The 11942-nt window shown below is 34.4% G+C and carries 13 protein-coding genes; 12 read left to right on the top strand and 1 reads right to left on the bottom strand.

Annotated elements, in window-relative coordinates:
* Nucleotides 1-138: 138 nt before the first annotated feature.
* The 9 genes from yhfZ (at nt 139) to NBE98_RS15320 (ending at nt 8788) form a co-directional block, all read left to right on the top strand.
* On the top strand, nt 139-1065 hold the full coding sequence (gene yhfZ, locus NBE98_RS15280; RefSeq protein ID WP_250815877.1) for a GntR family transcriptional regulator YhfZ: 927 nt from the start codon (nt 139-141) through the stop codon (nt 1063-1065).
* A gap of 79 nt (nt 1066-1144) precedes the next feature.
* Complete coding sequence (locus NBE98_RS15285) at nt 1145-1504, top strand: PRD domain-containing protein (protein ID WP_250815878.1); 360 nt, start codon at nt 1145-1147, stop codon at nt 1502-1504.
* 20 nt (nt 1505-1524) lie between these two features.
* A complete protein-coding gene (locus NBE98_RS15290) occupies nt 1525-1887 on the top strand; it encodes a DUF2620 domain-containing protein (protein ID WP_250815879.1) in 363 nt (120 codons plus the stop codon).
* 11 nt (nt 1888-1898) lie between these two features.
* Nucleotides 1899-3191, top strand: coding sequence for a YhfT family protein (locus tag NBE98_RS15295; protein WP_250815880.1), 1293 nt, complete (start codon nt 1899-1901; stop codon nt 3189-3191).
* Nucleotides 3192-3254: 63 nt separating this feature from the next.
* Nucleotides 3255-4367 carry an amidase family protein gene (locus tag NBE98_RS15300; protein WP_250815881.1) on the top strand — a complete coding sequence of 371 codons (1113 nt, stop codon included), beginning with the start codon at nt 3255-3257 and terminating at the stop codon, nt 4365-4367.
* Nucleotides 4368-4369: 2 nt separating this feature from the next.
* The gene (locus NBE98_RS15305) at nt 4370-5245 is read left to right on the top strand and encodes a phosphotriesterase family protein (RefSeq protein WP_250815882.1); all 876 of its coding nucleotides are present in this window, start codon (nt 4370-4372) and stop codon (nt 5243-5245) included.
* Between the two features lie 47 nt (nt 5246-5292).
* On the top strand, nt 5293-6387 hold the full coding sequence (locus NBE98_RS15310) for an aminotransferase class V-fold PLP-dependent enzyme (RefSeq protein ID WP_250815883.1): 1095 nt from the start codon (nt 5293-5295) through the stop codon (nt 6385-6387).
* A gap of 14 nt (nt 6388-6401) precedes the next feature.
* A complete protein-coding gene (locus tag NBE98_RS15315; protein ID WP_250815884.1) occupies nt 6402-7562 on the top strand; it encodes a YhfX family PLP-dependent enzyme in 1161 nt (386 codons plus the stop codon).
* A gap of 14 nt (nt 7563-7576) precedes the next feature.
* Complete coding sequence (locus tag NBE98_RS15320) at nt 7577-8788, top strand: phosphopentomutase (protein WP_250815885.1); 1212 nt, start codon at nt 7577-7579, stop codon at nt 8786-8788.
* 21 nt (nt 8789-8809) lie between these two features.
* On the opposite strand, the gene NBE98_RS15325 is transcribed toward NBE98_RS15320, so the two are convergent.
* Entirely contained in the window at nt 8810-9679 is an 870-nt protein-coding gene (locus tag NBE98_RS15325) for a radical SAM/SPASM domain-containing protein (RefSeq protein ID WP_250815886.1), read from the bottom strand.
* 111 nt (nt 9680-9790) lie between these two features.
* Here NBE98_RS15325 and NBE98_RS15330 point away from each other — a divergent pair, with 111 nt between their 5' ends.
* The 3 genes from NBE98_RS15330 (at nt 9791) to NBE98_RS15340 (ending at nt 11927) form a co-directional block, all read left to right on the top strand.
* Nucleotides 9791-10459, top strand: coding sequence for a hypothetical protein (locus NBE98_RS15330; RefSeq protein WP_250815887.1), 669 nt, complete (start codon nt 9791-9793; stop codon nt 10457-10459).
* 60 nt (nt 10460-10519) lie between these two features.
* Complete coding sequence (locus NBE98_RS15335; RefSeq protein WP_250815888.1) at nt 10520-10723, top strand: heavy-metal-associated domain-containing protein; 204 nt, start codon at nt 10520-10522, stop codon at nt 10721-10723.
* Between the two features lie 142 nt (nt 10724-10865).
* Nucleotides 10866-11927, top strand: coding sequence for an aldose epimerase family protein (locus NBE98_RS15340; RefSeq protein WP_250815889.1), 1062 nt, complete (start codon nt 10866-10868; stop codon nt 11925-11927).
* Nucleotides 11928-11942: the final 15 nt, after the last annotated feature.

The raw sequence follows: 11942 nt of genomic DNA on the forward strand, positions 1-11942 counted from the left end.
TTTTTATTATTTGTACTACATGTTTATTAATACATCATATACATATATTAAAATAAATTTATTTTAGCTATTGATTACCGTTTACAAAAATGATATTATAATATCAGAATACAAAATATTGTACATTAAGGTGTGAACATGGATATAAAATCAAAACTAATGCAAAAGTATGGATTAGTTACAATAAAGCTTGCCAGAGAACTTATAACTATGACAGTTGGAGACAGAATAAGCACTATAGCTGAGTATTCTGCTAAGTATGAGACTGCCAGGGGGACCGTTCAAGCTGCTCTTAAGCTTTTAGAAGAAAGTAAAGCTGTGCAGGTTGAACCGAGAGGACATCTAGGTACTTTTATAAGCAGCATTAACTATGAAATACTATGGGAGTTTACAAATTTTAGTACTATAATGGGAGCTATGCCTCTTCCTTATTCCAAGCTGTATGAAGGTTTGGCCACTGGGCTATATAAAGAAGCTGACAACAGAAATTTTCCATTTAGCCTTGCCTACATGCGAGGAGCAGAAAATAGAATTAGTGCTCTGTTAAAAGGCCGTTATGATTTTGCGGTGGTTTCAAAGCTCGCTGCACATCACAGCATCAAAGAAGGTATGGATATAGATATTGCTCTAGAATTTGGGAAATATAGCTATGTTAATGAGCACGTTATAGTTTTTAGCAATACTTCCAGCAGGACTATAGAGGATGGAATGAAATTGGGAGTAGATAGAAGTTCTATAGATCATTACCTTTTAACCTTAGAACAATGCAGGGGAAGACAAGTGAAGATAATTGATTTGCCATATAATCAAGTTGTTCAAAAGCTTATCACAGGTGAAATTGATGCTGCCGTTTGGAACATTGATGAAATAGTGGAAAGAAAGCATAACATTAAATACTATCCGCTTGAATTTAATAATTTTTCAGGTGATGATACAGAAGCGGTACTAGTTATTAACAAACATAATTATGGTATTAAAAACTTGCTGGAACAATTTATTAACTGCAAGAAGGTAGTAGAATATCAAAGAAAAGTAGTAGCTGGTGAGTTGATACCAAACTACTAGAAACTTTGAAAAATAAAAAATAATATTTTTTTACAATTAAAGTACAAAAAAATGTACATTCTAAACTCAGGAGGATAACATGGAACTAGATGTAAGATTGCAAATATTAAAGGATGCAGGACAGATATCAGAGGAAACCTTTGAGGCTTTAAAACAAGTAATAAATATGTTTAAGGATAATTGGGAGCTTGTGCTGACAGAAGAAAATGGAGCAATGTTTATAACACATCTTTGCGTTGCAATGGAGAGAATAAAGCAAGACAAGGCAATAGATGGAATAGATTCAGAAGTTTATGAAGAAATAAAAAATGATGAGAACTTTAGTAAATCAAAATTAATTTTTCAGGATATAATAAAGACTGCTAATATAGAAATACCAGAAAATGAAGAAACCTTTATAATGATGCATTTATGCACGTTATTACAAGAAAATAAATAAATTAAAGGGAGGCTTATAAAATGCTTAGAATAGTTGTTGGTGGACAAATAGACAAGCAAAAGGTAGCAGATACTATTAAAAAAATAGGAGGGGATAAAGTTACCATAACAATCAAGTCTGACATCGAAGCTGCTATGGCAATAAAGACAAATCAAGCAGATTATTATTTTGGTGCTTGCAATACAGGGGGCGGAGGAGCTCTTGCAATGGCCATAGCACTACTAGGTATGAATCTTTGTGCAACAGTTTCAATGCCAGGAAACGTAAAAAGTGACTCAGATATCATTAAGGAAATTGAAGCTGGCAAGAAGGCCTTTGGCTTCACACCACAGCATGCTGAACAGGTTATATCTGTTATCATGAATAAAATATTAAACCAATAGGGGGAATCATAATGAAATTTTTAATTGTAGCATTAATTGGTGCTTTAGCATCAATTCTTGCAAACAAGGGCGTTGCAGTTTTCAACGATGGACTTAGACCTATTGTCCCAGAATACCTTGAAGGTAGAATGGACAAAAAAGCCTTAGCAGCTACAAGCTTTGCCCTAGGCTTCGGATTAGTTATTGGCTTTGGTATTCCAGTTTCAATTGCTGCAAGTATTATACTAATTCATAGTATACTTCTTGGTACTGACATCATTGGTACATGGTCACCAAGCGGAAAAAAAGGAATGGCTGTATCAGGTGTTATTGGTGCAGTTTATGGAGTGGGTATAGTTGCAGGACTACAGTTTATAGTAGATGCGTTTAAACTATTACCAGTGAACTTCCTAGGAAACTTAGGACAAGTTGGTACTCCAATAGTTGCAGCTTTCGCAGCTTTCCCAGCATTAGTTGTAGCTTACCAGTATGGAATTTTAAAGGGTGGAATAACTTTTGTTGTATCATTTATAGTTAGACAGATTGTTCAATACTATGGAACCTTCCAAATGGGAACTGCTAAGGTAGCTTTGAACCCAGAGGGAATGGCACTACTAGCTGGTATGATTATTATGCTTGTATATGCAATGACTGAAAAAGCTGATCCAAATGCTGTTACAGTAGATTTAACTGCAATATTCAGCGAAAGAGTTAAAAAAATCAAGAGAAATCTTCCATACTTAGCTGCTATAGGTGGATTAATTGCAGCAGCAACAAGTTATGGAATTATAGCAGGAGACCCGATATCTTTAAATCTATTAGCAAAAGGAAGCAATGTAGAAGCAGCTATGACAGCTTTTGCAAGAGGTATAGGCTTTATTCCTCTTGTAGCTACAACAGCTATAGCAACAGGTGTTTATGGACCTGCTGGAATGACCTTCGTATTTGTTGTAGGACTTCTTGTTAAGAGCCCAATACTTGCATTCTTACTTGGTGCAGTAGTAATTAGTGCTGAAGTAATGCTTTTAGATGTTCTTGCTAAAATGCTAGATAAATTCCCAGGAGTTAGAAAGTGCGGAGACAACATAAGAACAGCTATGTCAAAGCTTCTTGAAGTAGCTCTTTTAGTTGGAGGTATGATGGCTGCAAATGCTATGGCTCCAGGACTTGGATTATTTATAGTAGCAGGACTTTATGTGTTAAATCAAACTGCAAAGAAGCCTATAGTTAGTATGGCTGTAGGACCAGTTGGTGCTGTAGTTGTTGGTATATTAATAAATGTTTTATATGTAGTGGGATTATATTTACCACCTGCAGCAAAATAATAAATGGAGGCTTAAGAGCCTCCATTTTACAATCAAGCCTAATAAGTTTAGGAGAATGCTGATATGAAGGATGAACTGTTAGAAGAGTTTTTAAGATTGTCAAAGTCAAGTATTAAGGCTATGGAGTTTAAAGATAAGACAGTAGCTAGAGTTAACAAAGATATGCTTATAGAGGCAAGAGAACTTCTTAAAGAAAATAACAAAGTATATACCTTGGGTGTAAAAAATACAGAACAAATTGAAAGAAGTCATATAAAAAAGCTAACAGAAAGTAAAAGATATTTATGGCATACAATAGATGGTATGTCTGATGGCGGAAGAGCTATAGATATTAACATTATAAATCCTATAACAGGAAGGAATATGACTGGATCCTCAAGCTGCAGTGCAGTAAATGTGCTTTATGGAATCAATGATATTGGAATAGGTACTGATGGAGGAGGCTCTGTTTTAGCACCAGCCCTAAGCTTGAACTTATACTCTATCATGGCTAAGGGATTAGGACTTAAAGGTTTGAGTAACAGAATTTCAACAGATGGGATTAGTTTTGTGCCTGGCATAGGAGTGATAAGTCATTCCTTAGACTTAGCAGAAGCGGCAGTAGTGAAAATGTCAGGGTTAATGCAGGACAATAATTATGAAGCTTTAAAGGTTGCTATATGCACAAAGGAAAATATAAAACTGCCAGATGGCAGTGATATGAGAGAGAAATTAAATTTAGTTTATAATAGATTAATTGATTTTGGAGTAGAAATAGTTGAAGAAGAGTTTCCTAATTTCAACTCTAGAGAAGAAGCTATAAATAGAACGCAAGAATTATTTAAAAAGTATGAAATACTTATAACCTACGAAGGCCCAGTAGACTTATTAGGCTTTGGGGATTCAGTCTTTGGAGGCTTTGGAAAACTAGCTGCAGAGAGTCAGCAAAGCTCGGGTAAGTATATGGCTAAAATTGCCAATATGGTAAACGCCACTGCAATAACTATACCTTCATCGGATATATCTTCAGGGATAGTTGTAACCGCTAGGGAAGGAATAAGAGAAGGAATTGGAGCAATTTCTTTAGCTAAAAAGCTCAGTAATTTATATAAGCTTCCAGATTTATATTACAGATATTTTAGAGACTCTTATAAAAGGAAGGAAAGTGACATAATTTTTTCAGTAAAAGGAGTGTAAGCATGAAATTATTTGATGGAATAACCTATATGCATGAGCATGTAACTATAGATTTGTCTGGGATTAAGAAAGATTTGGACTGCAGACTAGATACCTTGGAAGACACCATAGAAGAGTTTAAGCAACTTAAGAAAAAAGGCGTAGCTAATATTTTAGATGTTACTAACAGAGGCATGGGAAGAAATATAGAGTATGCTCTTAAGGTTCAGGAACAATCGGGCATTAATATAATATTTTCTACAGGTTACTACAAAGAGCCTTTCCTTCCGGAAGAGGTTTATAATTTTTCAGAGGAAGAGCTGAAAATGGTTATGGTGAAGGAAATTGTGGAAGGACTAGAAAGCACAGGGGTTAAAGCAGAGGTGATTGGAGAGATAGGAACGAGCAAGGATATGATTACTCCAATTGAAAGAAAACTTTTAATATCAGGAGCTAAGGCTCAGGAGGAAACAGGTAAGCCTCTTTCAACTCATACTACGCTTGGAACTCTTGGCTTGGAGCAAATTGATATATTAAAAAGCAATGGAGCAAACCTAAATAAGGTTATTATAGGACACGTCGATTTAAGCGGCGATATTGACTATATATTAAAATTGATAGACAAAGGTGTTTATGTTGCTTTTGATACTATAGGAAAAGTCAATTATATGCCAGAGGAAAGAAGACTACAAATGCTAAGAGAGATTTGCAATAGAGGCTTATCAAACAGAGTGGTTATGTCAATGGATATAACTAGAAAAACTCATTTAAAAGTAAGAGGCGGCTTAGGTTATAGCTATCTTCTAGATAAGTTTATCCCTTTCATTAAAGAAAATGGGATAGCTGAAAGAGATATTGAAAATATGCTTATAAATAATGCAAAAGATATTTTTAAATAAGAGCCAACTTTATTAGGGTGGTAATGGTTAGGAAAGGATGTAGAAACATGAAAACATATCCCTTGGAATCAATAACTTTAGAGGAAGCAAAAAAATTACAGTTTAAATTGATAGATTCAATAACAAAATATTTCAAAGGCTCGGAAATACTTTCCTTAGGAGATTTAGGAGTAGTTAAAGGATTGAATAAACCTTCAACTACATTAAAGGTTGAGCACGTATTAGCAGATTTTTTTGAGCAGGAAGCTGCTGTGTTAGTTAGGGGGGCAGGAACTGCAGCCATAAGATGGGGAATGTACAGTATGCTTAAGGCTGGAAGTACTATTCTTGTTCATGATGCTCCAATATACCCTACTACAGAAGTTACAATAGAAAGCATGGGGTTAAAGATAGTTAGAGCAGACTTCAACAGCAAAGAAGAAATAATTAGAACTATACAAGAGAATTCAATAGATGGAGTTATAGTTCAATATACAAGGCAAAGAATTGAAGATAGCTATAATATGCTTGATGTAATAAATACTATAAGAGAATTTTTAGGAGAGGTTCCAATAATAACTGATGACAATTATGCGGCTATGAAGGTTAGAAATATTGGAGTACAGTGTGGTGCTGACCTTACAGCTTTTTCAATGTTTAAGCTTTTAGGTCCAGAAGGAATTGGTTGTGTGGTTGGAAAGAAAAAATATATAGATAAAATAATTAAAAGCAATTACTCAGGCGGAGGGCAAGTTCAAGGACATGAAGCATTAGAAGCCTTAAGAGGACTTGTTTATGCTCCAGTTTCTTTAGCGATTCAAGCTGAAGTTAATAATGAACTTGTTAAACGGTTGAACCATGGAGAAGTAAAGGGTGTTAAAAATGCTTTTCTAGCAAACGCTCAATCAAAGGTATTGCTTGTTGAACTTGAAGAGCCTGTAGCAGCAAAGGTTATTGAAGAGGCTGAGCAGCTAGGCGCTGCTCCAAATCCAGTAGGTGCTGAATCAAAATATGAGTTTGTACCAATGTTTTATAGAGTGTCGGGAACCTTTAGAGCGGCCGATAAAAGCTTGGAAGCAAGAATGATTAGAATAAATCCTATGCGTTCAGGAGCAGATACTGTAATAAGGATTTTAAAGCAAGCTTTAGAGAGAACTGTGTAAAGGAGGCGGCATCATTGTTTTTAGAGGCAACCTTAAAACGAAATCTTAAGTTAATAGATGCAGCCTTCAAGCTGCATTCTGAAGGCTTAGTAGAACCTGATACTTATATACTTGATTTAGATGTAATCATTAATAATGCAAAAGAGATAAAAAAAGAAGCAGATAAACATGCAATAAAGCTTTATTTTATGACTAAACAATTTGGAAGAAACCCCTATGTGTCTTCTGAATTAATGAAACTTGGCTATGAGGGAGCTGTAGCTGTAGACTTTAGAGAAGCAGAAATTTTAGCTTCTAATTCAATTGCGCTTGGGCATGTAGGCCATTTAGTTCAAATACCTAAAAATAAGATAGAAGCTGTACTTAAAGCAAAGCCTCAGTATATTACGGTATATTCCATAGAAAAAGCACAGGAGGTTTCCGAGGCAGCTGTAAAACTAGGAGTTACGCAAAAGATTATGATAAGAGTTATAGATAAGGGAGATATGCTTTATCCGGCTCAATATGGTGGATTTTATATAGAAGAACTGCTTAAAAAAGCAAAAGAGCTAATAAAGCTTCCGAATTTAATACTTTCAGGAATAACTTCCTTTCCATGTTTCTTGTATAACGAAAGTGAAGGCTATATAAAAGAAACAAATAATGCATATACACTTCAGAAGGCTAAAAAAGTTCTAGAGGAAAATTTAAATATAGAGATTGAACAAGTAAACATGCCATCTGCTAGTTGTGCATGTAATGTAAAAAATATATCAAACCTTGGCGGAACCCATGGGGAACCTGGACATGGACTTTTAGGAACAACTCCTATACATGCTGCATCAGAGCAGCCTGAAATTCCAGCAATAGTTTATGTAAGCGAGATTTCTCATAATTTAGATAATAAGAGCTTTTGCTATGGTGGAGGACACTATAGAAGATCTCATATGGAAAATGCTTTAGTAGGCAAAACCTTAGTGGATGCTTTGAAATACAAAGTTGAAGCACCAGAAGTTGAGAGTATAGACTATCACTTCACCTTAAGCGATAAAGCAGAGGTAAGTGACACTGTTGTTATGGCTTTTAGAACTCAAATCTTTGTTACTAGAAGCAAAGTGGCGGTAGTTAGGGGAATTCAAAGTGGAAGACCACAAATAGTAGGTATTTATGACAGTCAGGGGATGTTTTTAGAGTAAGGAAGGTGATTAGTTTGAATAGATTTATAGTTATAGTTTTAGATAGCTTTGGAGTTGGATATATGCAGGATGCTGCTATAGTACGACCAGAGGATGTAGGTTCTAACACCTTTGGACATATTTTAGATAAGCTTCCGGATTTAAAGCTGCCTAACTTAGAAAAGCTTGGTATTATGAACGCCTTAGGAAGAGAAACAGAACTCATGAAAAAAAATCCTGAAGCTTCTTACGGCACCTCAAGCTTGATGCATTATGGGGCAGATACTTTTTATGGTCACCAGGAAATTATGGGAACGAAGCCTAAAAAACCAATAAAGGAACCATTTTCTAAATCTATAGACAAGGTATATGAGGCTCTAAAAGCAGCTGGATATCATGTAGAGTACAAAGGCGACAAGCTTAAATTTTTGCTTGTAAACGGCTGTGTAACTGTGGCTGATAATATAGAAGCAGATTTCGGACAGATATATAACTTAACTTCAACTCTTGATTTAATACCTTATAGTGAAGTTTTAAAAATTGGAAAAGTTGTAAGAGAAGAAGTTGAAGTATCAAGAGTAATTCCTTTTGGAGGAATAAATGTTACTGTTGAAGATATATTAGCTGCAGTAGAAGAGAAGGAAGATAAATTTATAGGAATAAATGCGCCTAAGTCTGGGGTATACAATGAAGGCTACCAGGTAATACACTTAGGGTATGGAATAAATCCAGAGGTTCAGGTGCCAACTATCCTTGGTAAGAAAGACATTCCTGTGGTATTGCTTGGCAAGGTAGCCGATATAGTTGAAAACAACTACGGCAAGAGCATTCCTTGTGTAGATACTGAGGAAGTCATGAAGCTGACAATTGAAGAAATGGATAAGCTTCAGTCAGGTTTTATATGTACAAATGTTCAGGAAACTGATTTGGCTGGACACGCTGAAAATGTTGAACGATATGCAGAAAAGCTAAGAGTTGCTGATAAATACATCGGTGAAATTATGAACAGACTTCAGGAAGATGATATATTAATCGTAATGGCTGATCATGGAAATGACCCTACAATAGGCCACAGCCATCACACAAGAGAAAATGTTCCTATACTGACTTATGGACCTAAGGTCAAAAGTGGGTTTATGGGCCATAGAGATAGCTTGTCAGATGTTGGAGCTACTGCTATGGAGTATTTCAATAGTACTGGAATTGAGAATGGAAAATCATTTTTAAATAAAATTATTAAATCCTAGAGGCTTTCCTCTAGGATTTTTTTATAAATTAAATCTTCTTCGATAATCACATTTTTTGCAAAGCTCTTCAACAACCTTACGATTAGAAAATCCCTCGAAAATAGCTTTAGCTCGGTCACCTTCAATTATGTTTGAAAAGTTTGTATGCTTTATATTTCCTAAATTTATAATACCTTCACCATCAAGACAACAGGGAACAACTGTGCCGTCAACAAGTATTGCAATCTGGTCTCTTAAGCCGTAGCAGAAGCCACAGGTATTACTTTCTTCTAATTTATTATCAGGCCACTCAAAGCGCTCAGCTGCATTTAAATATATATTTTTAGCAAGCTTAATACCTCTGTTATCTAAGAGCTTTTCTTCAATTTTAAAGTCTAGCTCCAGTGTTTTTTCAATAAGATTTAGTATGTGTCTGTTTTTTTCTATGCTTTTAATATCCTGTTCTAAATTCCAAAGTCTATAAGAAATTATTATATTAGTTTTACTTACAGCTTCAAGAGTAAAATCTAAAATATTCTTTAAATACTCCTCTAGGGAAAAGCTTAAATCATTTGCATCAAAGCTGTGGAGAGAAAAATTAATTTGTCTTATAGCTTTCTTATTTATTAATTTGTTTCTTACTTTATTTATTAATGTTCCATTTGTAGTTATATTCACCTTTAATCCATAGTTTTCAGCAGAATCTATAAACTTATCCAGCTCTGGGTGTAAAAACGGCTCACCTTTAACATGCAGGTAAATATGGTCCGTATAGTTCCTTACCTGCTCTAAAATATTGTTAAAGAGTTCTATACCCATGAACTCCCCACTTCGTCTTGTCACTGGACAAAACTCGCACCTTAAATTGCAAATATTAGTTATCTCTATATAAAGTTTTTTAAATCTCTTCATTTGTGTCCTCATTTCATTAGATTCAGTCTATTAAATTATATCAGAGTATATTTAAAAAGTGAAAGGAATACTATTACAACAGAGTTAAATATATTAAATAGGGTGATTTAGATGTGGAATGTGTTAGAAATTAAGAAAGCTTTTATTACATATGCAGAAGTATTGATAGCAGTTATGGGAGTGATGTTCTTAACCATGGATGCTTTAACTAGAAGCCTAGGCAATTCGTATTCTTTATACTTAAAGTTTAGTACTATTGTACTCTGCTTTTTTATAAGCCTTCTTATAGGTTGTGAAGGGTATAATTCAACAGATAGGCTACTAGTTCAGCTTGCTCGACTTTTTACAATTGCTGCAGACTATTATCTTGTTATATTAAACAATAATGCCTATGGCATTTTATTCTTTTGTGTAGTGCAAGCCATTTATATAATTAGGCATAACTTAATATCGAATATAAGTCCATATAAGCTGATGACATTGGCCATTGGGAGTTCTAGCTTCCTTCTAGTATTAGCTAATGAAATTAGTACACCTTATATTAATAAATTTTTATTAATGGAAGGTGTAATTTATGGAGGCATTTTACTCTGCAGTTTGTATACAGCAATAAAAACAAAAAAAGATTTAATTAGTATTGGAATGACGATGTTTTTCTTTTGTGATTTAAATGTTGCTTTATATAATGTAACTAACAAGTTTATTTTTGGATTTCTAATTTGGTTGTTTTATCTATCTTCACAGCTTTTGTTGACCTTCAGTGGGTTTAGAGAGGGATAAAAATCAATTATTTTTTCATACTAATAATGTGAATCAAAGTTGAAAGTGGGGTTATTATGTATGAAAAATGTGCATTATAATGTGTCAGGGCTTGCAAACGCACAAAGCAAAACGAAGGTGTTAAATGCTTTAGATAGGCTCCAAGGAGTTCAAGAAGTTGCAGTAGATTTAGCTAGAGGAACTGTTGAAGTACAGTATAATGAACCAGCTAGTGAGCAATCAATTAGACAATGCATTGAAAATACTGGGTATGAAATTCAATAATATCTACAGAGTAAAAAATACTCCTTTAATTATTAATTACTATTTAAAATAAAGGGGTATTTTTATTAAGTTTGCACAATGGACATGCCTAATCTAATTAAGTAAAATATAAATATATATTAAATACAAGGAGAGATAATTTATGAGCATAACTAAGAGATTTTCAGGAAAACAAAAAGACGGTAAAAATATTGATATATTTACACTTGAAAATTCAACAGGAGCATTAGCAGAAATAACTAATCTTGGAGGGACAATTCTTTCGTTAAAGGTTCCTGATAAAAATGGCAAACTTGCTGATATCGTTTTAGGCTTTGAAAACTTGGAAGATTATTATATGCAAGGTCCTTACTTTGGAGCAATTATAGGAAGATTTGCAAATAGAATTGGAAAAGCAAGATTTGAGCTAAATGGAGCTAAATATAAGCTTAATGCAAATGACAGTAGTAATCATCTGCACGGTGGACTTCAAGGATTTGACAAGGTTGTGTGGGAAGCCGAGACTATAATTGATGGAAATGAAGAATTTTTAGTATTGTCCTATGTCAGTCAGGATGGAGAGGAGAACTATCCGGGAAATCTAAAGGTTAAAGTTACATATACCTTTACAGAGAACAATGAGATTATCATAGATTATTTTGCTCAAAGTGACAAAGATACTGTAGTGAATTTGACCAATCACTCCTACTTTAATTTGTCAGGCCATGCTTCAGGAAAAATACTAAATCATAAGGTCATGATTAACGCTGACAGGTTTACACCAGTTGATGAAGAAGCAATTCCAACTGGAGAAATTAGAAGCGTAGAAGGAACCCCTATGGATTTCAGAACCTTAAAAACTGTTGGAGAAGATATAAACAGCAGCTATGAACAAATAGTTTTAGGAAAAGGTTATGACCATAACTGGGTTTTAAATGTTAGCGGAGGAAAGCCAGAAAAGGCTGCAGAAGTTATAGATGAAACAAGTGGAAGAGTTCTTGAAGTGTATACTACAAAGCCAGGAATTCAGTTCTATACAGGCAATTTCTTAAATAGTACTCAAATAGGCAAAGGCAAAGTGGCATATGAGCAAAGAGCAGGTTTATGCCTTGAGACTCAATATCTGCCTGACTCAATGAATCATGAAGGCTTTTCATCAGTAGTGCTTAAAGCTTTTGAAGAGTATAAACATAAAACTATATATAAGTTTTCACTAATTAAATAACAGCTTTAAAGTGGG

The organism is Clostridium swellfunianum, assembly GCF_023656515.1.
GTDB lineage: Bacteria > Bacillota > Clostridia > Clostridiales > Clostridiaceae > Clostridium_AT > Clostridium_AT swellfunianum.